This window comes from Streptomyces sp. NPDC048290 (assembly GCF_040652095.1).
GTDB lineage: Bacteria > Actinomycetota > Actinomycetes > Streptomycetales > Streptomycetaceae > Streptomyces.
In genome coordinates this window covers 501576-528067 of the sequence record NZ_JBEZLM010000001.1, presented here as the reverse complement: position 1 = coordinate 528067, position 26492 = coordinate 501576, and the positions used below count along the sequence as shown (strand labels likewise).

Annotated in this window: 20 protein-coding genes; 14 read left to right on the top strand and 6 right to left on the bottom strand. The window is 70.7% G+C overall.

The genetic code is table 11. The features are described 5' to 3' along the window. The first annotated feature begins 58 nt into the window (after window positions 1-58). The 6 genes from AB0D49_RS01885 (at window position 59) to AB0D49_RS01860 (ending at window position 9823) form a co-directional block, all read left to right on the top strand. The gene (locus AB0D49_RS01885; protein WP_362749070.1) at window positions 59-2287 is read left to right on the top strand and encodes a glycogen debranching N-terminal domain-containing protein; all 2229 of its coding nucleotides are present in this window, start codon (window positions 59-61) and stop codon (window positions 2285-2287) included. A 131-nt stretch (window positions 2288-2418) separates the two neighbouring features. After that, window positions 2419-3177, top strand: coding sequence for an NUDIX hydrolase (locus tag AB0D49_RS01880; protein ID WP_362749067.1), 759 nt, complete (start codon window positions 2419-2421; stop codon window positions 3175-3177). 104 nt (window positions 3178-3281) lie between these two features. Beyond that, window positions 3282-5363: an ATP-binding cassette domain-containing protein gene (locus AB0D49_RS01875; protein WP_362749064.1), complete on the top strand. Its 2082-nt coding sequence runs from the start codon at window positions 3282-3284 to the stop codon at window positions 5361-5363. Window positions 5364-5525: 162 nt separating this feature from the next. Further along, window positions 5526-6416, top strand: coding sequence for a FadR/GntR family transcriptional regulator (locus AB0D49_RS01870; RefSeq protein WP_362749061.1), 891 nt, complete (start codon window positions 5526-5528; stop codon window positions 6414-6416). A gap of 840 nt (window positions 6417-7256) precedes the next feature. Further along, window positions 7257-8813: an RNA polymerase sigma factor gene (locus tag AB0D49_RS01865; RefSeq protein WP_362749059.1), complete on the top strand. Its 1557-nt coding sequence runs from the start codon at window positions 7257-7259 to the stop codon at window positions 8811-8813. A gap of 143 nt (window positions 8814-8956) precedes the next feature. Then, window positions 8957-9823 carry a serine protease gene (locus AB0D49_RS01860; RefSeq protein WP_362749056.1) on the top strand — a complete coding sequence of 289 codons (867 nt, stop codon included), beginning with the start codon at window positions 8957-8959 and terminating at the stop codon, window positions 9821-9823. Between the two features lie 316 nt (window positions 9824-10139). Here AB0D49_RS01860 and AB0D49_RS01855 read toward each other — a convergent pair whose 3' ends face one another. Continuing rightward, window positions 10140-10370: a hypothetical protein gene (locus AB0D49_RS01855; RefSeq protein ID WP_362749053.1), complete on the bottom strand. Its 231-nt coding sequence runs from the start codon at window positions 10368-10370 to the stop codon at window positions 10140-10142. Window positions 10371-10812: 442 nt separating this feature from the next. Here AB0D49_RS01855 and AB0D49_RS01850 point away from each other — a divergent pair, with 442 nt between their 5' ends. The 6 genes from AB0D49_RS01850 to AB0D49_RS01825 all read left to right on the top strand — a co-directional run bounded on the left by AB0D49_RS01850 (window position 10813) and on the right by AB0D49_RS01825 (window position 18129). Next, window positions 10813-12933, top strand: a complete 2121-nt coding sequence (locus AB0D49_RS01850) for a DNA topoisomerase IV subunit B (RefSeq protein WP_362749050.1) — start codon at window positions 10813-10815, stop codon at window positions 12931-12933. Between the two features lie 606 nt (window positions 12934-13539). After that, window positions 13540-14064 (top strand): DUF1453 domain-containing protein, encoded by a 525-nt coding sequence (locus AB0D49_RS01845; RefSeq protein ID WP_362749047.1) that lies wholly within the window; start codon window positions 13540-13542, stop codon window positions 14062-14064. Next, on the top strand, window positions 14061-15215 hold the full coding sequence (locus AB0D49_RS01840; protein WP_362749044.1) for a histidine kinase: 1155 nt from the start codon (window positions 14061-14063) through the stop codon (window positions 15213-15215). Before AB0D49_RS01845 ends, AB0D49_RS01840 begins: the two co-directional genes overlap by 4 nt. Then, entirely contained in the window at window positions 15212-15895 is a 684-nt protein-coding gene (locus AB0D49_RS01835) for a response regulator transcription factor (RefSeq protein WP_362749041.1), read from the top strand. The genes AB0D49_RS01840 and AB0D49_RS01835 overlap by 4 nt, the downstream gene beginning before the upstream one ends. A gap of 69 nt (window positions 15896-15964) precedes the next feature. Next, window positions 15965-16540, top strand: coding sequence for a DUF485 domain-containing protein (locus AB0D49_RS01830; protein ID WP_362749038.1), 576 nt, complete (start codon window positions 15965-15967; stop codon window positions 16538-16540). Continuing rightward, a complete protein-coding gene (locus AB0D49_RS01825) occupies window positions 16537-18129 on the top strand; it encodes a cation acetate symporter (RefSeq protein ID WP_362749036.1) in 1593 nt (530 codons plus the stop codon). The genes AB0D49_RS01830 and AB0D49_RS01825 overlap by 4 nt, the downstream gene beginning before the upstream one ends. Window positions 18130-18211: 82 nt before the next feature. On the opposite strand, the gene AB0D49_RS01820 is transcribed toward AB0D49_RS01825, so the two are convergent. From AB0D49_RS01820 to AB0D49_RS01805, 4 genes are all read right to left on the bottom strand, one after another. Continuing rightward, on the bottom strand, window positions 18212-18892 hold the full coding sequence (locus AB0D49_RS01820) for a response regulator (protein ID WP_362749033.1): 681 nt from the start codon (window positions 18890-18892) through the stop codon (window positions 18212-18214). Beyond that, a complete protein-coding gene (locus AB0D49_RS01815; RefSeq protein ID WP_362749031.1) occupies window positions 18889-20622 on the bottom strand; it encodes a sensor histidine kinase in 1734 nt (577 codons plus the stop codon). Before AB0D49_RS01815 ends, AB0D49_RS01820 begins: the two co-directional genes overlap by 4 nt. 390 nt (window positions 20623-21012) lie before the next feature. Then, window positions 21013-21954, bottom strand: a complete 942-nt coding sequence (locus tag AB0D49_RS01810; protein WP_362749028.1) for a sucrase/ferredoxin-like family protein — start codon at window positions 21952-21954, stop codon at window positions 21013-21015. Window positions 21955-22007: 53 nt separating this feature from the next. Further along, a complete protein-coding gene (locus AB0D49_RS01805; protein WP_362749025.1) occupies window positions 22008-23267 on the bottom strand; it encodes a citrate synthase family protein in 1260 nt (419 codons plus the stop codon). 100 nt (window positions 23268-23367) lie between these two features. Between AB0D49_RS01805 and AB0D49_RS01800 the strand changes: the two genes are divergently transcribed. Together AB0D49_RS01800 and AB0D49_RS01795 are read left to right on the top strand one after the other, a co-directional pair. After that, complete coding sequence (locus tag AB0D49_RS01800) at window positions 23368-24582, top strand: citrate synthase/methylcitrate synthase (protein ID WP_362749022.1); 1215 nt, start codon at window positions 23368-23370, stop codon at window positions 24580-24582. A 507-nt stretch (window positions 24583-25089) separates the two neighbouring features. Then, entirely contained in the window at window positions 25090-25329 is a 240-nt protein-coding gene (locus AB0D49_RS01795) for a hypothetical protein (protein ID WP_362749019.1), read from the top strand. A 340-nt stretch (window positions 25330-25669) separates the two neighbouring features. On the opposite strand, the gene AB0D49_RS01790 is transcribed toward AB0D49_RS01795, so the two are convergent. After that, a complete protein-coding gene (locus tag AB0D49_RS01790) occupies window positions 25670-26221 on the bottom strand; it encodes a DUF6082 family protein (RefSeq protein WP_362749017.1) in 552 nt (183 codons plus the stop codon). Between the last annotated feature and the right edge of the window lie 271 nt (window positions 26222-26492).

Genomic DNA, 26492 nt, shown 5'->3' with positions numbered 1-26492 from the left:
CGCCCCGGACGACTCGCCCGCCCGGCCCGGGGCACACCGAGCGCGGAGGAAGCCGCCCATGCACCAGCCCACCCCGCCCTCGGCCGAGAACTGCCCGATCCCAGAACGGGAGGCACCAAGTCCAGCGCCCACCCCCCGCCCACCATCGGCCTACAGCACAGGTGTGCACGGCCGCCGGGAGAGCCCCGTCGATCCGCCACTCCGAAGCCGCTTCCCCGGACCGGCCCCCGCGAAGGGGCGTCCGCAGCCACCTCCCCCTCCTGGACATCCCCGCCGCCTAACCCCCGCTCCTGCCCCTGTCCCGTCCCCCAACCCCGCGACCCCCCACCCCCGCCAACCCCCCGGTCTCCCCCCGGCCCACCGCACCCTGATCTGCGTAAGCCTCCCTGGCCTCGCGATCTCCACGGAGCACGGACAACTGACCGGACACGGCCTGGACGGCTTCTACCGCTCCGGTCGGCGCCTCCTAGCCCGCTGCCGACTGCGGATCGCCGGGCGTGAGCCCTCGCCGGTACAGGCGAGGATGGCCACGGCCGACAGCGCACGCTTCGTCGCAACCCTGCGCGCCTCTCCGGAACCCGGCGCGGACCCGGACGTGATCGTCGAACGCGTACGGCACGCGGACGGCACAGAACGGATCACGGTACGCAGCGCCGCCCGGCGACCGATGCGGCTGCCCCTGGAGCTGACACTGGGCACGGACCTGGCCACCATGAGCGCCATCGCCTCCGGCACCACCGGGCCCGAACTGACCGCCAGCGTCCATGACTCCGGACTGCGCTGGACCTCCCCGACCGGGTCCTCCTCGGTCACCGCTGATCCGCCGCCCAGCGACGCACTGGCCTCGGCCGGACTGCTCCGCTGGGAGCTGGACCTGACACCGGGCGCCAGCGCCACCGTGGAACTGCGGGTCCGGCTCGACGGAGCCGGACCACCACGCCCGGCCGGACAGGCGGCGACGAACCCACTGGCCCCCGCGCGGGCCACGGGCGACGACCCGAGAGTCGCCCCGCTCCTGCAAACCAGCGTCGACGACCTCCGGGCCCTTCTCCTGCGCGACCCCGACCACCCGTCCGACACCCATCTCGCCGCCGGAGCCCCCTGGCGCTGCGGGATGGCCCCGGCCGAGGCGCTGGCCGCCGCCAGAATGACCCTGCCACTCGGCACCCGGCTGGCCGTCGGCACCCTGCGCACGCTCGCCCGCACCCAACTCGGCGGACCCGCACCACGGTCCGGAATGATCCCCGGTCCGCTGCGCGACGGCGGCCCCCATCTGCCTCCCGTCTGCACCGGCACCGAAGCCACCCTCCTCTTCCCCACCCTCCTCGCGGAGGCCCGCCGCTGGGGCATGCCCGAACAGGACACCAAGGAACTCCTCCCGGCAGCCGAGCGCTGCCTGACCTGGCTGCGGGCGACGGCCGGGGACGACATCCACCTGCCCGACCCGCAGCCAGGAGGGCCGGTCCGAGCCGAGACACAGGCCCACGCGCACCGGGCCGCGCTCCTCGGCGCCGATCTGCTCGACTCCTACGGCAGACCAGGCGGGGCCGGACTCAGGCTGTGGGCCGAGCGGCAGCGGACGGCGTTCCGGGACCGGTTCTGGATCGACGACCTCAGCGGTGGGTACCCCGCCGCGGCCCGGATGCCGGACGGCGCACTCGTACCCCACCTCGGGGCCGCCGCCGCGCACCTGCTCGACACCGGGCTGCTCGGCGGAGGAGCACAGGCACCCGGACTGCTGGACAAGGTCCAGACGGAACAACTCGCCCGACTCCTGGGCAGCCCCGCGATGGACTCCGGGTGGGGGCTGCGCGGGCTGGGCACCAAGGAAACCGGCCACAACCCGTTCGGACATCGCAGCGGAGCCGTCCGCGTCCACGAAACGGCCGTCGCCGTCGCGGGACTGGCCCTCGCCGGATACGAGAAGGAGGCGACATCCCTGCTGCGCGGCCTGCTGGCGGCGGCCGAGTCCTTCGGTCACCGGCTGCCGGAGATGTACGCGGGCGAGCAGCGCACCGAGGGCGGCGCTCCGCTTCCCCACCCGGCGGCCTGTCGGCCGGCCGCCACAGCCGCCGCCGCAGTGGTCCTGCTGATGACCACGTTGGCCGGAATCCGCCCCGACGCCCCGGCGGGTACGGTCCGCCTCAGACCCCTGCGCAGCGCCCCGCTCGGCGAGATCGGTCTCACGGACCTCAGAGTTGCCGGGGCACCCTTCTCCGTACGCGTCAGCCGCCTCGGTCTCGCCATGGTCGAGGCGGCGGCAGACCACCTCCAACTAGGTGCCTGACCGCCCATGGGCAGCCACCGGACGAAGGCGTGGAGCCGCCGGTGAGGGCCATCGAGGGCCGCATGGGGTCGGGAGCCGACGGGGCCGATGAAGGGCGTGTTTATCGTCAAGCAGACGACTATGATCACGACATGCCCTACGACCCGTCAGCGTTTCCGCCCTTCGCCGTCACCGTGGACCTGGTCGTGCTGACCGTGCGCCGTCATGCGCTCTGCGCGCTGGCGGTACGCAGGGGCGAGTCCCCGTTCCAGGGACGCTGGGCACTCCCCGGCGGGTTCGTACGGGCCGACGAGGACCTGGCACAGGCGGCGGCGCGCGAACTCTCCGAGGAGACCGGGCTGTGCGTGCACGACCCGGCCGTCCCCGCCGCCGACAACGGGGCGCATCTGGAACAACTCGCGACCTACGGCGACCCCGAGCGCGACCCGAGGATGCGCGTGGTCAGCGTCGCGCACCTCGCTCTCGCACCCGACCTGCCCGCGCCACGCGCGGGCGGCGACGCCAGCAACGCCCGCTGGGCGCCCGTCGAGGACCTGCTGAAGAAGGACGGCTACGGCCGCGACGACGAGCCCGTCGCACCCCTCGCCTTCGACCACGCCCAGATCCTGTCGGACGGAGTCGAACGCGCACGGTCGAAGATCGAGTACTCGTCCCTCGCCACCGCGTTCTGCCCCCACGAATTCACCGTCGGTGAGCTGCGCCGGGTCTACGAGGCGGTGTGGGGCGTGGCCCTGGACCCTCGCAACTTCCACCGCAAGGTCACCGGCACCCCGGGGTTCCTGGTGCCGACAGGGGGGACGACAACACGCCAGGGCGGGCGTCCGGCACAACTGTTCCGTGCCGGAGGCGCCACCCTGCTCAACCCGCCGATGCTGCGCCCCGAGGTCTGAGAGCGCGGAGTCTGGCCGATCAAGTGTCCGAAGCGGCCGGTCGGCCGGTCCGGCGTTCCTCGCACTGCCCGAAAAACCGGACATAGCGCGCTATCTTGCTGTGAGTGATCCAGGCGTTCGGACTGACCAGCAACCCCCGCAAGGGCCTTCCGCCCCTCGTCGACGACGTCTCCTTCGAGGCACGGGCAGGCCAGGTGACCGCGCTGCTCGCAGAGGAGGGCGCGGGCAAGACGACAGTGCTCCGGCTGATGCTCGAACTCCAACACGGCCGAGGCGCCACCTACTTCAGAGGCCGCCCCCTCCACCGCATCGACCAACCCTCCCGCGAAGTCGGCGTACTCCTCGGCGATGTACCCGGCCATCCCTCCCGTACCGTGCGCGGCCATCTCCGCATGCTGTGCGCCGCCGCCGGAGTCCCCGTCAGACGGGCCGACGAGGTCCTCGAAGCGGTCGGCCTCGTCAGCCTGCGTGACGAACGGCTCGGCACCCTCGCCCGAGGCATGGACCGCCGCCTCGGACTGGCCTGCGCCCTCCTCCCCGACCCGCACACCCTCGTACTGGACGAGCCCTTCGACGCGCTCTCCGGCCGCGAGACCCACTGGCTGCACAGCACCCTCCAGTCGCACGCGAGCCAAGGCGGCACGGTCCTGCTCACCATGGCCGAGCCCAAGGACGCCGCCACCATGGCGGACCAGGTCGTCACCCTCGAACAGGGCCGGATCGTCGCGGACCAGGACGCGGCCGAGTTCGCCCGCACCCGGCTGCGCCCCCGCGTCGCCGTCCGCAGCCCGCACGCCGCCCGCCTCGCCGCCCTGCTCGCCAAAGAGGCCCGGACCGCTCACCGCTCCGTCGAGGTCGTGAGGGAGGACGGCAACCGACTGTCGGTGTACGGCAGCACCTGCGCCGACGTCGGAGAGACCGCGTTCCGGCATGGGGTCCTTGTCCATCAACTCGCCGACGAGGTAGGGGACATGGGGCCGGGGGCAGGTGCTGGGGCTGGTGAGGTGGCAGGGGGCAGAGGTGCCAGATGGCTAGCAGAGTCGGGTGGGGCGGAGGGGGCACATGTGACTGAAGGGGGCGGCGCCAACGCGCTGGGGCAGGTGCCCGCGCAAGGCTCGACGAAGGTGGAGACGGAATCGGGATCGGAATCGGAAGCCGAGACAGACGCGGTCACCGTCATCGGCTCGGCCACGGGCCCGGAGGCGGGCGAAAGGCACGTCGAGAGTCAGGGCGTGCCCGTATCCGCCCTAGGCGAGGCGGCGGCGTCCGCTCCCGAGGGACTCCCTTTGCTCGCCTCTTTGTCTCCCCCTTCCCCCTTCCCCCACCCCACCCCCACCACCGCCTCCACCCCCCACCCCCACCCCCGCACCCTCGACGCGCTCCCCGACCTCCCGCCCCCCATCTCGGTCCGCCCCGCGCCCAGCCCGCTCCGTCCCCTGCGCTACGAGTTGCGGCGGGCCGCAGGAATCAGCACGGGGTTCCTCACGGCCGCCGCCGTGCTCGTCGTCTCCGCGCTGACCGCCGTGGTGCTGGCCAGGGTCGGGCACACCCCGCAGGCCCGGCTGCTGGCCGCCTGGCCCCGGGAACTGCCCTTGCCGCCCGCGGCGCTCGGCGCGGGGCTGCTCGGGGCGCTGGCCTTCGGTGACGAGTTCCGCCATCCCGCCCTGGCGGCGGACCGCGGCACCGTGCCCCGTCGGCTGGGGCTGCTCGTGGCCAAACTGCTGGTCTCCGCCGCCACCGCGTTGGTGCTGGCGGCTCTCACGGTGGGCTGCGACGCCGAGGTGTTGTATCTCGTATACGGACGGGAGGTCGCTCAGGTTCCCGATGGCTGGCCGGCGCTTGGCGCGAGTTGGTTCGCGCTGTGTGTGGGATGCGCCTGGGCGGGGGTGCTGGCCGCCGGGATCTTCCGGTCCACGACCGCCGGGCTCGCGGCCGTGGTCGCGGTGCCGGTCGTCGTCGTACCCGTCGTGCAGAAGCTCTGGGACGGGCCGTCCGTGCGCACCGCGGCCGGGTTTCCGATGCGGGTGCGTGAGGTGCTGCTGGCGCAGTGGCCCTTCGGCGGGGAGCGGTATCTGGCCGCCGCGGCCAAGGTGGTCGCCCAACCTGTCGGCAGCGCGCTGGCGTTGTCGCTGACCACGCTGCTCTGCGCGTATCTGCTCACGACCGTGCGGAGCCGGGTCCGATGACGACTGTGCGAGCCCGTAACGTACCGGGATGCCCATAACTCCCCGGGGAAAGCCCATTTCTTTCCGATAAGGCGTCAATTGCGACGGGGTGAGCGATCACCCTTTCGTGTGCTTTTCACCAAAGCCCTCAAGGGAGTTGGAGACAGCGCCGACAAAGGATGCGTGAGTACCCTTGCGCACACCATGATGACCCCCGCCCGCTCCACGGACTCCGCTCTCTCCGGTCCGGGCGAACTCGACCGCTACCCCTACGCGGAGGCCCCCGTCGCGGCCGACCGCGTCGTGGCCCCCGTCTGGGAGGGCGCGGACCCCGAGCTGGGCCGCGTGGGCCGGCGTGCCGCGGGCAGCCGCGGACGTGGGCTCCACGGCCAACTCGTACAGCAGCTGGGCCAGATGATCGTCTCCGGTGACCTCGGCGCGGACCGTCCGCTGGTGCCCGAGGAGATCGGCCAGCGCTTTGAGGTCTCCCGCACCGTCGTCCGGGAATCCCTGCGCGTCCTTGAGGCGAAGGGCCTGGTCAGCGCGCGACCGAACGTCGGCACGCGCGTGCGGCCGGTCAGTGACTGGAACCTCCTGGACCCCGACATCATCGAATGGCGGGCCTTCGGACCCCAGCGTGACGACCAGCGCCGCGAGCTGAGCGAGCTGCGCTGGACGATCGAACCGCTCGCCGCGCGGCTCGCGGCCGGACACGGCCGAGAGGACGTGCAGCAGCGCCTCGGCGACATGGTCGAGATCATGGGCCATGCGTTTTCGCAGGGGGACGCGCTGACGTTCTCCCGCGCGGATGCCGAGTTCCACTCCCTGCTCATCCAGGTCGCGGGCAACCGCATGCTGGAGCACCTGTCCGGGATCGTCTCCGCGGCCCTCCAGGTGTCCGGCGGCCCGGTCACCGGCTGCGACCGCCCCAATGAGGCGTCTCTGGCGCACCACGCCAGGATCGTCGAGGCGCTCGCCGCGGGCGACGGCATGGGCGCGGAGACAGCCATGCGTCAACTGCTCACCGTCCACCCCGAGGTGGAGCGCGTGGTGCCCGCCCCGCGCGAGCACTGACCCGGGTCCGCGCGGGACGCCGTTGCTCGCTGGTGCCCGTCCCTTCCTCGCGGCACCGTGCGGCGCGGCGGGATCGGCCAGGAGGCAGGACCCAGTCGGACCCCGCGAGGCCCCTAGGGCACCGCGGGGTCCGACGACCAGTCCGTGTGACTCAGTCCGTGTGGCTGGACGCCGTGAGGCGGGGCCCTGCGGCCACCGGATCGGGCGCCGTACCCGGCCCGGCAGAGGGAACGGGAACCTGACTCGGCACCCGCCCGAGTAGTCGCCGCGGTGGTGGGTACCCGCAACCATGCCGGAGCGGTCGCCAGGCGGCCGGGGGACGAGCATGGGCCCGGATCGGCCTTCTGTGTCGGCCAAGGGATCGACCTGAGTCTGGGCGCGCGCATTCGTCCCCGCCCTCCCGTGTCCCGCACGCCGTGCCACCGCGGCCGACGGCTTGGCCTGAGGGGCGTGCTTGCGCCTCGACCTGAAACCTGGGCCGAGAGGCAGACTGGAGAGCGTGAGTGGACCCGTGGACGTCCGGCGGAGCGGCTCCGGGGCTGGTGGCGTACGGCGACCCGTCCCGATCCATCCGCGATTCCAAGACCATCTCTGTCCATATCTGACCGTTTTTGAGCGCTTACGGGGTGTGACTCGGGCCACGCAGATTGGGCGTAACGCTCGCCGTAACAGCGCGATGACCTAAGAGGTGACAGCCGCGGAGGAATACGGACGCCGTTCATGGCGCTGTGCATCTCCCGGCCCGCGCCCGCGCCGTCGGCCCATCCCCAAGCCGGCGGTCGGCTCCAGTCCTCGTGGACGGGGCCGGAAGCCGTTTTCCAACGTTCCGAGAGGTTGTTCGTGTCGGCCAGCACATCCCGTACGCTCCCGCCGGAGATCGCCGAGTCCGTCTCTGTCATGGCGCTCATTGAGCGGGGAAAGGCTGAGGGGCAGATCGCCGGCGATGACGTGCGTCGGGCCTTCGAAGCTGACCAGATTCCGGCCACTCAGTGGAAGAACGTACTGCGCAGCCTCAACCAGATCCTCGAGGAAGAGGGTGTGACGCTGATGGTCAGTGCCGCAGAGCCCAAGCGCACCCGCAAGAGCGTCGCAGCGAAGAGTCCGGCCAAGCGCACCGCCACCAAGACGGTCGCGGCCAAGACGGTGACCACCCGGAAGGCGACCGCCACCACGGCCGCCGCTCCGGCAGCGCCCGGCGACTCCGCCGTCGAGACCGCCGAGGAAGCGGCGCCGACGGCCAAGAAGGCCGCTGCGAAGAAGGCGCCGACCGCCAAGAAGGCCGCCGCGAAGAAGACGGCACCCGCGAAGAAGACAGCGGCCAAGAAGACCGCCGCCAAGAAGGACGACGCGGAGCTGGTCGAGGACGAGGCGCTTGAGGAGGCCAAGGGCGGCGGCGCGGAGGAGCCCGAGGGCACCGAGAGCGCCGGATTCGTACTCTCCGACGAGGACGAGGACGACGCTCCCGCCCAGCAGGTCGCCGCCGCCGGTGCCACCGCCGACCCGGTCAAGGACTATCTCAAGCAGATCGGCAAGGTCCCCCTGCTCAACGCCGAGCAGGAGGTGGAACTGGCCAAGCGCATCGAGGCGGGCCTGTTCGCCGAGGACAAGCTGGCCAACGCCGACAAGCTGGCCCCCAAGCTCAAGCGCGAGCTGGAGATCATCGCCGAGGACGGGCGCCGCGCCAAGAACCACCTCCTGGAGGCCAACCTCCGTCTGGTGGTCTCCCTGGCCAAGCGTTACACCGGCCGCGGCATGCTCTTCCTGGACCTGATCCAGGAGGGCAACCTCGGTCTCATCCGCGCGGTGGAGAAGTTCGACTACACCAAGGGCTACAAGTTCTCGACGTACGCCACCTGGTGGATTCGTCAGGCGATCACCCGCGCGATGGCCGACCAGGCCCGCACCATCCGTATCCCGGTGCACATGGTCGAGGTCATCAACAAGCTCGCCCGTGTGCAGCGCCAGATGCTCCAGGACCTGGGCCGCGAGCCCACCCCGGAGGAGCTGGCCAAGGAACTCGACATGACCCCGGAGAAGGTCATCGAGGTCCAGAAGTACGGCCGTGAGCCCATCTCGCTGCACACGCCGCTCGGTGAGGACGGCGACAGTGAGTTCGGTGACCTGATCGAGGACTCCGAGGCGGTCGTCCCGGCCGACGCGGTCAGCTTCACGCTCCTCCAGGAGCAGCTGCACTCGGTCCTCGACACCCTCTCCGAGCGCGAGGCGGGCGTGGTCTCCATGCGCTTCGGCCTCACCGACGGCCAGCCGAAGACCCTCGACGAGATCGGCAAGGTCTACGGCGTCACCCGCGAGCGCATCCGCCAGATCGAGTCCAAGACCATGTCCAAGCTCCGCCACCCGTCGCGCTCGCAGGTCCTGCGCGACTACCTCGACTAGACCAGGACACCTGGTCGTACGACGCGGAAGGCCCGGTTCCCCGAGAGGGGAGCCGGGCCTTCGCGCTGCCCACGCGCACGTGCGCCCCGCCGCCTGCTGACTCACTCTGGGTGTTCCATCCCATCCCGAGAGTGAGGAAGCTCATGGGTCGTCCTGTTGCCCGGGTGCTGGCCCGGCCGCTGGTGCTGATGGCCGCCATGACCGCGATACCGCTGGTGTCCGCCGCCCCCGTGTCCGCCGACAGTGTGGTCGTGGGCGGGTTTCCCGTCGATGTGGCGGACAGCCCATGGACGGTGGCCGTGGCCAGTCGTGACCGATTCGGGGGTACGCGCTCGGGGCAGTTCTGCGGCGGTGTCGCCGTCGGCACCCGCACCGTGCTCACCGCCGCCCACTGCATGCGCGAGGAGGTGCTCGGCGCCCCGCCCGGCCAGGTCGCCGATCTCAAGGTCATCGCGGGACGCACCGATCTGCGCTCCTCCCAGGGCGAGGAGATCTCCGTACAGGAGACCTGGGTGAACCCCCAGTACGACCCCGGCAGCAACGCGGGCGACTTCGCCGTGCTGACCCTGGCCGAGCCCATGACGCACGGTGCGCCCGTGGCCATGGCGGGGCCCGGGGACGCCGCCTACACGCCGGGAACGGCCGCCGCGGTGTACGGCTGGGGGGATGTCAGCGGCGCCGGGGACTACGCCACGTCACTGAGGGCCGCACGGGTGCATGTGCTCGCCGACGCCGACTGCCAGAGGGCGTATCCAGGGGGTCTGGGCGGGGCCTACCGCGCCGACAGCATGCTGTGCGCGGGGGAGGCGCAGGGGGGCCGGGACGCCTGCCAGGGGGACAGCGGTGGCCCGCTGGTGGCGCAGGGCCGACTGATCGGGCTGGTGTCCTGGGGCAGCGGCTGCGGCAAGGCCGGGAATCCGGGTGTCTACACCCGTGTCTCCGACCTCCTCCAGCGGCTGGGCTGGACCACCCGAGCTGCGGGCGGGGACGGCGGCTCAGGGGGCCGCTGAGAGCCTCCAAGGAGCCTTATGGCCGTCTCATGCGGTCTCGCCGGGCCTTTGGGGCGGGCCCCTGCCGGGTCAGAGCCTGGTGAGGTCGCTGCCGCTGGCCGGTAAGACGGCTGGCGGCCGGATGCCGTGCTTGCCAAGGGGGTGCGGCGCGGATGCCTGCGGCCCTTCGGGGCCTGGTCCGCCTGGTCGCCGCTGTATGTCCGCGCTCCGGCGCTGGGAGCGTAGGTCCACGATTACGGGCGACCGTCCTCCGGTGAGGATTCGGTCGCCCGCGGGCCGGCCTGTGCCGGCCTTGGCTCGTCGTGGACGCTAGATCTCAGCGCTCATCTTCGGACGCGGTGGTGGAAACGGTCGTGAGCCGCTCCGTCTCGTCCTGTATCTCAGCGGCGATCTTCTTGAGTTCCGGCTCGAACTTGCGACCGTGGTGGGCGCAGAAGAGCAGTTCTCCACCGCTGAGCAGCACGACGCGCAGGTATGCCTGGGCGCCGCAGCGGTCGCAGCGATCGGCGGCCGTCAGCGGGCTCGCGGGGGTCAGAACAGTAGTCACGTCGCCTCTTCTCTAGCTCGACGAGCTGTCGTACCAGGGTCAACATCCAACCAGCCCGAAAACGTTCCCGCTCGGGGCTTTCCCTCGAAAAAATCTTCCGAGGCGGCTGTTTGCTGCCGGTTTGGCGGCGAATGTGCCGTATTGCGTGGTGCTCGTGTCGTACGGTTTCGCGCTGTCGGTCAGTGTTCGGTCCTCCCGGCGGGTTGCCGGTTTGTTCATGAGGACGTGCCCGGAGCCTAAATGGTTCATGCCTGGAAGGGAACGTGATATGTACTTCACTCCATCGAGGGATCGAACACGCATGCGACTCTGGACTAGGCTGGGAAGGGACGAGGGTGGCGTTACAACGGCTCTATCTGGCCTCGGTACCCTCTGAGCGGCAACAGAAGCCGCGCCCTTACCCACTTGGGCATCATCTGAAATTCAGCGAGGAGCGAACCGCGTGACCGCCGACACGTCCGTGCCGTCCACTGCGCTGCTGGGAGCAGACCGGGACGGTTCCAACTACACCGCGCGGCACCTGCTCGTCCTCGAAGGACTTGAGGCCGTACGCAAGCGTCCTGGCATGTACATCGGTTCCACCGACAGCCGTGGCCTGATGCACTGCCTGTGGGAGATCATCGACAACTCGGTGGACGAGGCCCTCGGGGGCTACGGCGACCGCATCGAAGTGATCCTGCACGACGACGGCTCCGTCGAGGTCCGTGACAACGGTCGCGGCATCCCGGTCGACGTCGAGCCGAAGACGGGTCTGTCCGGCATCGAGGTCGTCATGACCAAGCTGCATGCGGGCGGCAAGTTCGGCGGCGGCTCCTACGCGGCCTCCGGCGGGCTGCACGGCGTGGGCGCGTCGGTCGTGAACGCCCTGTCCGCGCGGCTCGACGTCGAGGTGGACCGCAACGGCCACACCCACGCGATCAGCTTCCGCCGCGGCGTCCCGGGGGTCTTCGCCGGTGCCGGGCCGGACGCCAAGTTCGAGGCCGGGAGCGGACTGCGCAAGTCCAAGAAGATCCCCAAGAACCGTGTCGGCACCCGGGTGCGCTACTGGGCCGACCGCCAGATCTTCCTCAAGGACGCCAAGCTCTCCCTGGAACATCTGCACCAGCGTGCTCGCCAGACCGCGTTCCTGGTGCCGGGCCTGACCATCGTCGTGCGCGACGAATTCGGTCTGGGCGAGGGCGGCAGCAAGGGTGAGGAGTCGTTCCGCTTCGACGGCGGCATCAGCGAGTTCTGCGAGTACCTGGCCACCGACAAGGCCGTGTGCGACGTACTCCGCTTCACCGGACAGGGCACGTTCAGGGAGACGGTTCCCGTCCTGGACGAGCACGGGCAGATGACCCCCACCCAGGTCACCCGTGAGCTGGAGGTGGACGTCGCCATGCGCTGGGGCACGGGCTACGACACCACCCTCAAGTCCTTTGTGAACATCATCGCCACCCCCAAGGGCGGCACCCATGTCGCGGGCTTCGAAGCGGCCGTCTCCGGCACCCTCAACGAGGTTCTGCGGGCCAAGAAGCTGCTGCGGGTCGCCGAGGACGACATCATCAAGGACGACGCCTTGGAGGGCCTCACAGCTGTCGTCACCGTCCGCCTGGCCGAGCCCCAGTTCGAAGGGCAGACCAAGGAGGTCCTCGGTACCTCGGCGGCCCGGCGCATCGTGAACACGGTGATCTCCAAGGAACTCAAGGCGTTCCTGACGTCCACCAAGCGGGACGCCGCCGCCCAGGCCCGGGTCGTCCTGGAGAAGGCGGTGGCCGCGGCGCGTACCCGCATCGCGGCCCGCCAGCACAAGGACGCGCAGCGCCGGAAGACGGCCCTGGAGTCGTCCTCGCTGCCCGCCAAGCTCGCCGACTGCCGTAGCGACGACGTGGACCGCAGCGAGCTGTTCATCGTCGAGGGGGATTCCGCGCTCGGCACCGCCAAGCTGGCCCGGAACTCCGAGTTCCAGGCGCTGCTGCCGATCCGGGGCAAGATCCTCAACGTCCAGAAGTCGTCCGTGACCGACATGCTCAAGAACGCCGAGTGCGGCGCGATCATCCAGGTCATAGGAGCCGGGTCCGGGCGCACCTTCGACATCGACGCGGCGCGGTACGGCAAGATCATCATGATGACCGACGCCGATGTGGACGGCTCCCACATCCGGACCCTGCTGCTCACGCTGTTCCACCGCTACATGCGGCCCATGGTCGAGTCCGGACGGGTCTTCGCCGCCGTTCCGCCGCTGCACCGCGTGGAGCTGACCCAGCCCAAGAAGGGCCAGGACAAGTACGTCTACACGTACTCCGACCGTGAGCTGCGCGACAAGCTCATGGAGTTCCAGAGCAAGGGCGTCCGGTACAAGGACTCCATCCAGCGCTACAAGGGTCTGGGCGAGATGGACGCCGACCAGCTGGCCGAGACCACGATGGACCCGCGCCACCGCACCTTGCGCCGCATCAACCTCTCCGACCTGGAGGGGGCCGAGCAGGTCTTCGATCTGCTGATGGGCAATGACGTGGCTCCGCGCAAGGAATTCATCTCGGGGGCGGCTGCTCGGCTGGATCGGTCGCGGATCGACGCGTAGTGCTCCGCCGGGGGTGGGGGTGTGGGGTGCGCCTTGCCCCGCCCCCCTTGGCTGGGCCGGTCGCTTTTTGCTGTGGCTGTGGCTGTGGCTGTGGATGCGTCTGCGGCTCTGGCTGTACGGATGCGGTGGTTTCGGGTCGCGTGCCGTGCGTGGGGCTCGGGGTGGGAGCCAGCCGGGGCGTTCTGGCCAGGGCTGGTTGTGTAGGTCGAAGCCGGGGATGGGCGGCGCGGTGATCGGCTGTGGTTCCAGGGGCAGGGCTGACCCGCTGCTTGTTCCCGCCGTGGCTGTTCTCGGGGCTTAACCGGGTCCCGTTCCCGATGGGGTGGGGCTCTGGTCCGACCAGGCTGTCGCTGTCGCTGTCGCTGTCGCTGTCGCTGTCGCTGCCGTCGGCGGTTGGCTTCCGCTTGCTTCGATCTGCCGTGCCTCGGCCCGGCCCGGTCTGCTTCGGCCGCAGGCTTCTCCACCTGTGGGTGGAGAAGTACAGCCTGTCGCTTTCCACCCATGATCCACCCGGGCTCCGATCTCCCGGGGCGCTGATTTCCGTAGCGTCGAAGGCGTCGGCGGTGCTTGCCGTCGGCACTCACTTCCCGCTCACGGAGGCGCACAATGACCGGGCTCGTCAACGCTCTGGTGATCGTGGCCGTCGTCGCGCTGGTGATCACGCGGCAGACACGGCCACAGCGGATCGACACGTCTCGCCGCTGGTGGCTGGTGCCCGCCGTTCTGGTGTTCCTGTCCCTGCGGGACCCAGGGGTGATAGACGCCCGGCATCACACCGAGGCGGTGCTGCTGCTGGTCGCCGAGTTGCTCGTCGGCGTGGCGATCGGGGCCGGCTGGGCCTGGACCACCCGGACATGGGTGGAGACGGACGGCTCCGTATGGAGCAAGAGCACCAAGGCGAGCCTGGGTGTCTGGGGCGCCGGTATCGCGGTGCGTGTCGCTCTCTTCGGGCTGGGCGGCGTGCTCGGAGTGCACCAGGGGACGCCGACGCTGCTCCTGGCCCTCGCGGCGACTCTGCTGGTCCGTGGGGGAATCCTCGCCTTCCGGGCCCAGGCACTGACCACGTCAGGCGGCGGTGGCCGCGCGTACCGTGACGACGGGCACCGCACCGCACGGAAGGAACGCACGTGACGGACAACGCCATCTGGACCCGCTGGCCCTCGCGGGAGGCGCTCTCACGACAGGCTGTCTCCCGTCCGCGCCGCGTGTTGGCCTGGGCCGTGCGGGTCCTGGTCGCCGGGGTGCTCATGTGGAGCGTCTTCGACGACCGGCGTGTGCACGGCTGGGCCGCGGTCGGCGTGGTGGGCGGCTTCCTCATGACGGGCGGGCTGGCCTGGTTGCTGTTGCGGACCACCCTCCGGCATCAGCTCTGGCCGTCGCTGGGGTGTGTCGCCGGGTTGCTGGGGCTGGCTTTCCTCGCACAGACCACGGAGTTCCGGCTCGCGGCCCTGGTGGTGTTCTGCGGCGTCGCGATCTCGGCGCTGGAGCGGCTCCCGCTGGCGGCGGCCGTCCCCGTCACCGTGGTCTCCCTTGCGGGGTTCGCCGCGCTGAACGACGATGCTTGGTTCACCACGGCCGTCACCATCGCGGGGATGTCGCTGGCCGGGTATGTGCTGCGGCTCGACGCGGAGTCCCGGGCCGGTGCACAGCGGCTTCTCGCACAGGAGCGGGCGGCGCGGGCAGCCGAGGCCGAGTCGGCGACGCTCGCCGAACGCAGCCGTATCGCCCGGGAGATCCACGATGTGCTGGCCCACAGTCTTTCCGCGCAGATGGTGCATCTGGAGGCGGCACGGCTGCTCATCGAGGGTGGCGCCGAACGGGACAAGATCCTTGAGCGGGTCGTGGCCGCGCGCGGGATGGCGAGAGAGGGCCTCGCCGAGACCAGACAGGCGCTGTCCGCGCTGCGCGGTGAGCTGACTCCGCTGGAGGACTTCCTGACCGTACTGGTCGGGGGCGGGGAGACCGCCGAGATCACTATTACGGGTGAGCGCAGACCGCTGCCGGCCGAGGCGTCGCAGGCGGTGCGCAGAGTCGCGCAGGAGGCACTGACGAACGTCCGCAAGCACGCGCACGGGGCGAAGGTGCGGATGTCCCTGGACTACGGCGAACGGGAGGTGACGCTGAACGTGCGGGACTCGGGCGGTTCGCCGGGGGAACTGTCGGGTGCTGGTGCCGGGTACGGTCTGCTGGGCATGCGGGAGCGGGCGGAACTGCTCGGTGGGTCGCTGCTGGCGGGGCCGGAAGGGGATGGGTTCGAGGTGACGCTGAAGGTTCCCGGATGACCGAGGACGAGCGGACCGCGCGGGTGGTCGTGGCCGACGACCAGACGGTGGTGCGCGAGGGCATCGTGATGCTGCTGGGTCTGCTCCCGGGCATCGAGGTGGTGGGGGCCGCCGGGGACGGGGAAGAGGCGGTGCGGCTGGTCGCCGAGCTGGACCCGGACGTGGTGCTCATGGACCTGAGGATGCCCCGCTGCGACGGTGTGGAGGCGACCCGGCGCATCCGGGCGGAGCATCCGAGAACACAGATCGTGGTGCTGACCACCTTCGGAGACGACGAGTCGCTCTTCCCGGCGCTCTCGGCGGGCGCCCGCGGCTATCTCACCAAGGACGCGGGTGGCGACGAGATCGTCCGAGCCGTGCGGAGCGTGATGTCCGGGGACGCGGGTCTCTCTCCGGCCATCCAGCGCCGGCTGCTGGAGCGGCTGTCCGAACCGCCGCCCGAGGCCGCCGAACCAGGGCCCGGTGAGCCTCCGGACGGGCTCACGGCGCGGGAGTCGGAGGTGCTCGTGCTGATCGCCGACGGGCTCAACAACCAGGAGATCGCCCGCAGACTCCAGGTCTCCCTGGCGACGGTGAAGACCCACATCAACAACCTCTTCGCCAAGACCGGGATGAAGGACAGGGCCCAGGCGGTGCGCTATGCGTATCGGAAGGGGCTGGTGCGGCCACCGAAGGGATGAATCACCTGAAGGGGTGAAGAGCGCGGAGAAGAAGGGCGGGGGATCTTCCCGTTCTGTCCATCCTTGGGCATGCACGCAAGCAAGGGGCGTCCCGTCATGGGCGCGGAGGGGCAGGGCAGTCCGCCGGAGAACGACGGTGGTGCGGAACCGACGTCCACCGAGGTGTCCGGGGCGGACGGGTACGCCGATCCGTGGTATGACGCGATCGCCTCCGGCTGGGGTGAGTCGGCGGTGACGGGAGCGGACCAGGCCGCGGGGTCCGTACCGGGGGCCCGCCGGGAGCGGGACGGCGGGGCGGCGGACCAGGTCGACGCGGGGGAGATCTATCTCGCGGTCCAGCGCAGCGAGGCGTTCCGGGAGGTGCGCGGACGGTACCGGAGGTTCGTGGTACCCGCGGTGATCGGGTTCCTCGCCTGGTACCTGGCGTATGTGGTGCTGGCGACCGTGGCACCGGGGCTGATGGCCCGGCCGGTGGTGGGTGCGGTGAACGTGGCGATGGTGGCGGGGCTGGGGCAGTTCCTGACGACCTTCCTGCTCACCTGGGCGTACGCCCGGCATGCGCGGCTGCGCAGGGACCGTGCCGCGCTGGAACTGCGCTGGGACACCCAGGAGATGACACGGGCTGTGCGGGGCGGTGCGTGGTGACGGTCGACCATCAGACCCTGGCCTTGCTGCTGTTCAGCGCCTTCGTGGCGGTGACGTTGGGGATCACGACCTGGGTGAGCCGCAACCGGCGTGGTTCGGCGGAGGAGTTCTACGCCGGGGGACGGCTGTTCTCGCCGATGGAGAATGGTTTTGCCATCGCGGGTGACTACATGTCGGCGGCGTCCTTCCTCGGTATCTCGGGGCTGATCGCGCTGTTCGGCTACGACGGGCTGCTGTACTCGGTGGGCTTCCTGGTGGCGTGGCTGCTGGTGCTGTTCCTGGTGGCCGAACTGGTCCGCAACTGCGGGCGGTTCACGCTGGCCGACGTGGTGGCCGCGCGGATGCGGGAGCGGCCGGTGCGGATCGCGGCGGGAACTTCTTCGGTCACCGTGTCCGTTCTCTATCTGGTGGCGCAGATGGTGGGCGCGGGGAGCCTGGTCGCGCTGCTGCTGGGCGGGACGGGCGAGGCGGCGCGGTCCTGGACGGTCGTGGCCGTCGGCGCGCTGATGGTGATCTATGTGTCGTGGGGAGGGATGCGGGCCACTACCTGGATTCAGATCGTGAAGGCGGTTCTGCTCATGGGCGGGGCCATCACGCTGACGGTGCTCGTCCTGGTGCGCTTCCACGGGGACTTCGACCAGCTGCTGCGCACGGCGGCCGAGCGGAGCGGGCACGGGGACGCGTTTCTGGCACCGGGGCTGAAGTACGGGGGCGACTGGACGTCGCGGTTCGACTTCATCAGCCTCGGCCTGGCGCTGGTGCTGGGCACGGCGGGGCTGCCGCACATCCTGTCCCGGTTCTACACGGTGCCCACCGCGAAGGCGGCGCGCCGGTCGGTGGTGTGGTCGATCGGGCTCATCGGCGGGTTCTATCTGATGACGATCGTCCTCGGATTCGGGGCGGCGGCTGTCCTCGGTTCCGACGAGGTGCGGGCCTCCAACGCGGCGGGGAACACGGCGGTTCCGCTGCTGGCGCTGGACCTGGGCGGCGGCGCGGGCTCCACTGGTGGAACGGTGCTGTTCGCGGTGGTCGCGGCCATCGCCTTCGCCACCATCCTCGCGGTCGTCGCCGGAATCACCCTGGCTTCCTCGGCGTCTGTGGCGCACGACCTGTACGCCTCGCTGCGGCGCCCCGGGTCCAAGCCGCGCGGCGAGGTCGCGGTGGCGCGGGTCGCGGCCATCGGCATCGGGGTCGTCGCGATCGGGCTCGGGCTGCTCGCCCGCGACCTCAATGTGGCGTTCCTCGTCGGCCTCGCCTTCGCCGTGGCCGCCTCCTCCAACCTGCCGGTCCTGATGTACTCCCTGTTCTGGCCCGGCTTCACCACCAGGGGAGCGGTCTGGTCGGTGTACGGCGGACTGATCCCGGCCGTGGTGCTGGTGCTGCTGTCACCCGTGGTGTCCGGCAGCCCCGGCGCCCTGTTCCCCGGCGTCGACTTCCAGTACTTCCCGCTGGAGAACCCCGGGCTCGTCTCCATCCCGCTGGGCTTCCTCGCGGGCTGGCTCGGCACGGTCACCTCGCCCGAGGAACCCGACGCGGCCAAGCACGCCGAGACGGAGGTGCGGTCACTGACGGGGGCGGGGGCCGCGTAGGGGGAGCGAGCGGCGGAGGTCGGGGTTCCGGTCTCCGGCCGCCGACAGCGTCGTCGTACCGGAGTTCCTGGGTGCGGTCTGGTCAGGGGCGGGTCGCCCAGGCGTAGCGGTGTTCCGGGCGGCCCGCGTCGCCGTACTTGAGGCTGAGGGTGGCCCGGCCGGTGCGTTCCAGGAGCTTGAGATAGCGCTGGGCGGTCTGGCGGCTGACGCCGGTGCGGTCGGCGATCTCCTGGGCGGAGAGGGGGCCCTCGGCGCTCAGCAGGGACTGGCGGACGAGTTCGGCGGTGGTGGGGGAGTGGCCCTTGGGAAGATCGGGTTCCGAGGTGGCGGAGAGGGCGCCGAAGATGCGGTCGACCTGGGCCTGTTCGGCTTCGCCACCGCTGTCCAGGGTGCGGCGCAGATCGGCGTACGCCTCCAGTTTCGCGCGCAGGCCCGCGAAGGCGAACGGCTTGACGAGGTACTGGAGTGCGCCGTGCCGCATCGCCTCCTGGACCGTCGAGACGTCCCGGGCGGCCGTCACCATGATCACGTCGGCCTGGTGGCCGCGGCGGCGCATCTCGCGTACCACGGCGAGTCCGGTGTCGTCGGGGAGGTAGTGGTCCATGAGGACCAGGTCGAGGCGGGGCAGGGTCTCCAGCCGGCTCAGGGCCTCGGCCGCGTTGTGGGCCTCGCCGGCCACATGGAAGCCCGGCACCTTCTCGACATACGCGGCGTTCACCCGCGCGACCCTGGTGTCGTCGTCCACGACCAGGACCTCGATCATCGGGACTCCTCCTCGGCGGCGAAGGGCAGGGTGGCGGCTCGTGCGCCGGTCGGTGCGGTGGCCAGGTCGGGGGCGATGGGTGGTTCCGGGGCGGTGCCGTCCGTGGGGTGCGGGCGGGTGGATTCGGACAGTGCCTCGGGCAGGACGACGGTGAACTCCGCGCCGCCGCCTTCTGCCTCGGTCACCGTCGCGGTCCCGCCCTGCCGCTCGGCCAGCCTGCGGACCACGGACAGACCGATACCGCGTTCACGGTGGGCCGGCGGCTGCTTGGTCGACCAGCCCTCCTGGAAGATCAACTCCCGGTGCTCCACGGGAATGCCCGGCCCCGTGTCGCGCACTCTGAGCACGACCGTACGCCCCTCGGCCACCAACTCCACCTCCACCCGCGCCTGCCGTGTCCCGGCGGTGGCGTCCAAGGCGTTGTCCACCAGATTGCCGACGACCGTCACCAGGCCGCGCGGATCGATCAGCCGGTCCGGGAGCGCGGTGCGCTCCGACAGGCCGAGAGCGACCCCGCGCTCGGCGGCGACGGTGGCCTTCCCGACCAGCAGCGCCGACAGCAAGGGGTCACGTACCTTTTCGGCCACCTGCTCCGAGGTCGCCCGGTGGCCGCCGACCACCTCGCCGACGAACTCCACGGCGTCGTCGTACATCTCCAGTTCGAGCAGTCCGAGCAGAGTGTGCATGCGGTTGGCGTGTTCATGGTCCTGCGCGCGCAAGGCGTCGATCAGTCCGCGTGTGGAGTCGAGTTCCCGGCCGAGCTGCTCCAGTTCGGTACGGTCGCGCAGGGTGGCGACGGCGCCGCCGTCGTCCGTGGGCATTCGGTTCGCGACCAGGACACGCTGCCCGCGTACGGTCAGCAGATCCGTGCCGGTCACCCGCCCCGCCAGGACATCCGCCGTACGGCCCGCGCCGAGCGCCTCGTCCGGGGAGCGACCCACGGCCTCGTCGCCGATGCCCAGGAGCCGCTGCGCCTCGTCGTTCAGCAGCCGCACACGCCCCGAGCGGTCCAGCGCGACCACGCCCTCGCGGATGCCGTGCAACATCGCCTCGCGCTCCGCCAGCAGCCCCGAGATGTCCGAGAAGGCCAGGTCACGGGTCTGCCGCTGGACCCGGCGGGAGATCAGCCAGGCGGCCAGCGCCCCGACCGCGAGCGCGCCGCCCGCGTAGGCCAGCAGCCCCGGGATCGCATGGATCAGCCGCGCCCGCACGCTGTCGTACGCGATGCCGACCGACACCGCGCCCACGATCGTGCCGTTCTCGTCGCGCAGCGGCACCTTGCCGCGCGCGGAGCGGCCGAGAGTGCCCTCGTCGATCTCCATGACGTCCTGGCCCGCCAGCGCCGCACTGGGGTCCGTCGAGACGACATGGCCGATCTCTGCGGGGTCCGTGTGCGACCAGCGCACGCCGCGCCGGTCCATGACCACGACGTACTCCGCCTTGGTCGCCTTCCGGATCCGTTCCGCCTCCTGCTGGACCGGGCCGCCGGACGTGGGCGGCGTGCTGCTGATCTGGTCGGCCAGCTGCGGCTGTGTGGCGGTCGTCTGCGCGATGGCCAGGGCGCGGCGCATCGCCTGGTCGTCCAGCTGGTCGCCCAGCGGCGCCAGGAACAGTCCGGTCGCGAGGACGGCGACTCCCGCGGCGATCGCCACCTGCATCAGCAGCACCTGGGAGAAGGCCCGGCGGGGCAGGCCCAGGCGCAGGCGACGGGTGGGGGGAGTGGTGCTCATGGCCAAGACGGTACGTCGCGATCCGGGCGGGGTGTAGGGCGTGGGCCACGTCGGTGGGCGGGGGAGGGGCGCGGGGTGGGTTTACGGGGCTCCGCGCGGAGGCCCGTACGAGAGGGCGAGGCCGTCTGCGGTAGCCCAGCTCGGGCGAGGCTCCGCGCGGAGCCTCGCGAGGGGCTGAGGTGGGACGGGGCCCTGGGTGAGCCCCCGGGAAGGACTCGGGAGGGTGGAAGCGGTCTCTATGGAGCCGCGTAGAGGGGGAGCCGCATATGGGGGCGCGTTCCTTGGGTGTGGGCGCCCTTGGGCGGGCCGGCTCTGGAGCGGCGTCCTTGTGTGGTGCTCTGCGCGTGCCCGTCCCCTTGAGTTTGCGCGTGCCCGTCCCCTTGGGGGCGTCTACACCGCCAGCGCCGCAGGTGTCAGCTCCCGGACCGAGACCACGTCCATGCGGGCGGGCGCGCCCAGGACCGAGGTGCCGCAGGTCTCCTCGCGGGGCGGCAGGGACGCACCCTGGGCGACGACGACACGCCAGCGGCGGCCGTCCTCATGGGCGACGGTGACTTCCCAGCGCGGTGCGCCGCCGACGGTGCCGATCACGCTCAGCACACCCGCGGCGTACTCCCGCGCGGAGATCCGTACGGCGAGTTCCGCGGCCTGGCCGGGGCGCTCCCACGCCGAGCAGCCCCGGCAGCCCTCCACGACCACACGGCCCTCCTGGACGCCCTGGAGGACCTCCTTGATCGTGTGGGCCGCGGCGCGGCCGTAGGCGTAGCCGTACGGCAGGACGAGCACGGTCGGTGAGAAGCGGTGACCACCCAGATGGGTGACCTCCCAGATGCCGGGCACGCCGGACGCGGTCAGCTCGGTGGCCAGGGGGCGGCCCAGCAGGGCGCAGCAGCGGTCGCGCTTGCCGTTGGTGCAGACGAGGGCGAGCGGGTCGCCCTGGTGCGGCCGACCCTGGAGGGCGGTGTCGAAGGTGCGGTGGTCGCCCCGGCCCAGGGCGGCGAAATCGAGGTCCAGGAGGCGGCTCGGGTCGGTGGTGGTGGCGCTGCGCAGCCATACGCCGCTGGGTGCCGTATGAGCCGCGTACACCTGACGTGCCGTGGGTGTCCCGCAGTCGGCGTGGCGGCCGGGGCGGCGGATGAGGGCGACCCGTACGCCGGTGCCCTCGGCGGCGGTTTCCAGCGCGCGTCCTACGGCGGGGTCCAGGTGGCTCGCGGTGAGCGCGTGGGCACCCCAGGGGCCGGGTTGTTCCAGCAGCAGCCACGTCCGGGCGGTGGCCGCGGTGCCGGAAACGGGCTCGTCTAGGTCCCGGGAGACGGTCGCGCACGCTCTCACAGAGGTGAGCCTAACCTGACTTTGTCAGGGGCGACTTCCGGCCGGGGTCACGGCTACTCCGGCAGTGGCTGGGGCGGTCGCGGACCCACGTACTGGCCTTCTGGTCGCATCCGCAAAGGGCGTTCCGTGTACTCCTCCAGGGCGTGGGCGATCCAGCCCGCCGTGCGGGCGATGGCGAAGACCGTCTCGCCCGCGGTCGCGGGCATGCCGCAGGACACCGTGAGCACGGCGAGGGCGAGGTCGATATTGGCGTGCAGGGGGGTGTGGCGGGCGGTGGTGTCGACGATGTCGCGGGCGGCGGCGAGGGCCGACTCCGCCTGCGGGAGTTCCGCCAGGCGCGCGAAGAGGGCCCTCGCGCGGGGGTCCTCGCCCGGGTAGAGCCGATGCCCGAGGCCCGGGATGCGGCGGCCCGCCCGTAGTTCGTCCGCGATCACGGGGGCGGCGTCGCCCTGGTCGAGGACCTGCTCGATCAGCCGGTGGGCGAGTCCGCTCGCGGCGCCGTGCAGGGGGCCCTCCAGGACGCCGAGGCCCGCCGAGACGGCCGCGTAGGCGTGCGCGCGGGCCGAGGCGGCGACACGGACGGCGAGTGTGGAGGCGGCGAGGTCGTGGTCGACCAGCAGGCCGAGCGCGGTGTCCAGGACGGCGAGCGACGCCTCGTCGGGCTCGCGCGGGGTCAGCCGGCCCCATAGGCGGTGGGCGAGCGGACCGTCGTCCTTGGGGGCGTAGGGCATCCGCGGCAGGGCGCCGACCAGGGTCGGGATGAGGGTTCGCGCGGCGCCGAGGACGGCCTGCTGCGAGAGGTCGAAGCGCAGCGGGTCCGCGGTCGCCGCGGCGATGGCGGCGACCCTCAGTCGGTCGGTCGGGTCCGTGTGCTCGGGCAAAGCATCGACCGCGCGGCGGGCGATTTCGACCGTGGAGTGCGGTGCGGTGAAGGTGATTCCGGGGTGCAGGTGCTCGGTCCAGAGCCAGTCGGCGATCTCCTCGTAGGAGTGGCGCGCGGCCAGCTCGGCGGCGTCCACGCCCCGGAAGTAGTAGCGGTCCGGCTCGATCAGGGTGATCCGGGTGCGGACCGAGAGGTCGCCGCCGCCGGTCGGTGAAGTCCTGGCGCTCTCCCGCTTGTTGCGCCGGGACAGTGCTTTCACCTCTGTCGTGTCGAAGGTGCTGCCCCGTCCGCCCGGGGCGCGGCGGCTGCTGAGCTGGCCTCGGCTCACGTAGGCGTAGACGGTCTCGGGCTTCACGCCGAGCAGCTCGGCGGCCTCCTTGGTGCTGAGGCGTCGTTCGGGGTGGCTGGAGCCGGGTCCTTGATCGGGCATGGGCGTCACCGTATCCGCAGTCGTATGCATATTGATTCAATCAATATTGACAGTGAATAAGTCAATCATGGACAGTCGAATCAAGTCGAGGGAGGAAATCATGTCCGCCAGTAGTTCCATCAACAGCCCCGCAGCCGCCCTTGCCGATGTGCCCCGGGGTCTGGCCGGTGTTGTCGTCGCCGACACCGAGGTCGGGGACGTCCGTGGGCGCGAAGGCTTCTATCACTACCGCCAGTACTCGGCGGTGGACCTCGCGCGCCACCGCAGCTTCGAGGACGTCTGGCATCTCCTCGTCCACGGTGAACTGCCGGACCCGGTACGCGGCGCGGCCTTCGCCGCGGAGACGGCGGCGCTGCGGCGGCTGCCGGAAGAGGTGACGGCCGTACTTCCGGCCATCGCGGCGGCTGGACGGGGGCCGGGGAGCGGGGCCGGGCGTGGGTCCGGGGGAGGGGGCGGGCCGCTGGCCGGAATGCGCAGTGCGCTGTCGCTGCTGGGGGCGGTCAAGGGGTTCCGGCCCGTGTACGACATCGATGACAGGCGGCGGCGGGACGACACCGTGGTGGCTGTCGCCGCCGTGCCGACGATGTTGACGGCACTGCACCGGCTGGGGCAGGGACTTGATCCGATCGAGCCCAGGCGGGATCTGTCGTTCGCCGCCAATTACTTGTACATGTTGACGGGGAGTGTGCCCGACGAACGGCGGACGCGTGCGATCGAGCAATACTTGATCTCCACCATTGACCATGGATTCAACGCGTCAACCTTCACGGCTCGGGTCATCGCCTCGACCGGCGCCGATGTCGCCGCCTGTCTCGTCGGGGCCGTAGGCGCCCTCTCCGGCCCCCTGCACGGCGGCGCTCCGAGCCGGGCCCTGGACGCTCTCGACGCCATCGGCACGCCCGACCGGATCGACCCGTGGATTCGTGAGCGGGTGCTGTCCGGCGACCGCATCATGGGCTTCGGGCACGCCGTCTACCGCACCGAGGACCCGCGCTCGCGGATGCTCCGGGAGATCGCCGAGGGCTTCGGTGGGCCGCGGGTGGAGTTCGCCGTCGAGGTGGAACGACAGGTCGAGGCGATCCTGGCGGAACTGAAGCCGGGGCGTGAGCTGCACACCAACGTGGAGTTCTACGCGGGGGTGGTCATGGAACTCTGCGGGCTGCCCAGGGAGATGTTCACACCGACGTTCGCCGCCGCGCGGACGGTCGGGTGGAGCGCCCATGTGCTGGAGCAGGCACGGGACTCGAAGATCATTCGTCCGGCGGCGCGGTATGTGGGGGTGGGGGCGCCGGTGGTGGTGCCGCAGGGAGTGTGAGGCGGGCTTTGCAGCGCAGTCGGGTTGAGTGCGCGCCAGGGTGGGGCCGGGCATGGTCCATTGGGTTCGACACTGCTGTGACATAACAGAGTTGATGGGAGCCGCGCTCGCAACTGCGCGCGGCTCGTCCTGATCCGAGCGTCGCCCTTCCGCTTCTGGTGCCCGTTCGGCCAGCAGTCGATCAGGCTCTGGCTAGAGGTAAAGAAGGCGCAAAAGTCGCTGCGTGTGACGGTGTGGCGGCTTGGGCTGCCGCCAACCGTCACCTGGGCAGCCGCCCAACATCAAGCCGATGGCCGCCGCTCGCCCCTTCGGCAGTCACCGATCTGCACGTCGACGGTCGCCGGTCACCACATCGCGCGGCCCTCGAATCGTCCCTGAACAATCCGTGCCGCTGTTGCCGTCCAGGGCCTGCGCCCTGGGAAGATGCCCACGCGTATGCGCGGTCGCGTGCGCAGGCACTCGTGCCTTGCAGCTGAGTTGTGCCGTGAGAACAGAGGGAAATCAACAGTGAGCCAGATCATTCGCCGCCTGGGCGTCTCACCGCGCCTTCGGGGCAGCACCAACGGGGCCACATGTCCCGACATCTTCGAACTGGAGGACGGGAACTTCGCCGTCATCGGTACCGATGTCACTGACTCGCTGGAATCGCAACTGCCGTCGGACGCCGGACGGGCCGACTACGAGCGCATTGTTGTCATCACCCGGGAGACCTTGGTGAGGGCGAAGGCGGATATCCCGGACGCATGAGGCGCCGGATGAGCGAAGGCGATTCACATGGCCGATCGCAGTACGGATCGAAGTACGGATCGAAGTACGGATCGCAGTAGGGATCGCCGTATCGATCGCCGTGCTGATCGTGAAACCACCACCGATTACTGATCGATCGACCTACGACCGGACCCGGTCGACGGCCGATCGAATCGATCGCCCCCGATCGAACGAGCGCACACAAGAGCGCCACTCACCGAGACCACTCACTGAGCCCGACCGGCTGAGACCCGCTGCGACCCATGCGCGGACGCAAGGCGTCGGCCCGGCAGGAACCCCCTGCGCGGCCCGGCGCCTCACCTATGCGCCTGGACGTCTGCTAGTCCTCCTCGCTGGGTGACATTCCCACCACCCACCATTCGTCGTCCGCGTCCTCCAGCGCCTGGAGCAAGTCGTCGACGATCCTGCCGAGTTCGGCCTCGTCCGTGTCGGTGATACTGGCCCGCTGATGCCGACTTGCGTTCCAGTACGCACGCACCACCGGATTCTGAAGCATGCCTCTGACGTGCTGGAAGAACTCGTCTTTGGTGAGGTTCCCGATGCGGTAGTAGAAGAGCAGATTCGTGTAGAGGGCGTTGGCGAAAAGGTACTGGCGCCGCTGCTTGGGGGTGAGGGACACGTCGTAGTGGTCGAGGACCTCGGCCAGCTCCGGGTCGTCGATGGCCTTGCTCAGCAGTTCCCAGTGCTGATGCTGCTGCCGGGCCAGATTGGCGTGGGAAGGAGTCGGCGGCTGCTCCTCCAGTCGTTCCAGACGAGCGTGGAGCGATTCCAGTGTGCGGCGCTGGGCGGTCAGTGCGAGCAGGACGCCGGTCGTGAGACCGGCAGCGGCGACCACGCCCAGCGCGTGCGCCCCGAAGTTCCGTGTTGCCATGTCTACCCCCGAATCAGGCGGCCGTCCGCCGGTCGTCGGGGTGCGGGTCGACGATAGGGGACCGGCGAGCGGAGGGCGGCGCTGCCGTCTCCCAGGGTGCCGAGCGGCTCTGGTCGGCGGGGAGGCGGAGAGAAGGCGCATGGAAGGAAGCGAGGGTCGCACGAACCGGCGCCTTGACAGACGTCTGCCCCCTGTGGGGCGCTAACAATCGTTCACCCCAGCCCGATCGCAGCACCTCGTATCCTGAGTCGGCATTCCGTTCAGCGTGGTG

Coding starts and splice junctions, on each gene's coding strand:
- AB0D49_RS01790 (WP_362749017.1), bottom strand. CDS start 26,221: ATGGCAACACGGAACTTCGGGGCGCACGCGCTGGGCGTGGTCGCCGCT.
- AB0D49_RS01805 (WP_362749025.1), bottom strand. CDS start 23,267: ATGCCCGATCAAGGACCCGGCTCCAGCCACCCCGAACGACGCCTCAGC.
- AB0D49_RS01815 (WP_362749031.1), bottom strand. CDS start 20,622: ATGAGCACCACTCCCCCCACCCGTCGCCTGCGCCTGGGCCTGCCCCGC.
- AB0D49_RS01820 (WP_362749033.1), bottom strand. CDS start 18,892: ATGATCGAGGTCCTGGTCGTGGACGACGACACCAGGGTCGCGCGGGTG.
- AB0D49_RS01885 (WP_362749070.1), top strand. CDS start 59: ATGCACCAGCCCACCCCGCCCTCGGCCGAGAACTGCCCGATCCCAGAA.
- AB0D49_RS01835 (WP_362749041.1), top strand. CDS start 15,212: ATGACCGAGGACGAGCGGACCGCGCGGGTGGTCGTGGCCGACGACCAG.
- AB0D49_RS01845 (WP_362749047.1), top strand. CDS start 13,540: ATGACCGGGCTCGTCAACGCTCTGGTGATCGTGGCCGTCGTCGCGCTG.
- AB0D49_RS01830 (WP_362749038.1), top strand. CDS start 15,965: ATGCACGCAAGCAAGGGGCGTCCCGTCATGGGCGCGGAGGGGCAGGGC.
- AB0D49_RS01880 (WP_362749067.1), top strand. CDS start 2,419: ATGCCCTACGACCCGTCAGCGTTTCCGCCCTTCGCCGTCACCGTGGAC.
- AB0D49_RS01860 (WP_362749056.1), top strand. CDS start 8,957: ATGGGTCGTCCTGTTGCCCGGGTGCTGGCCCGGCCGCTGGTGCTGATG.
- AB0D49_RS01800 (WP_362749022.1), top strand. CDS start 23,368: ATGTCCGCCAGTAGTTCCATCAACAGCCCCGCAGCCGCCCTTGCCGAT.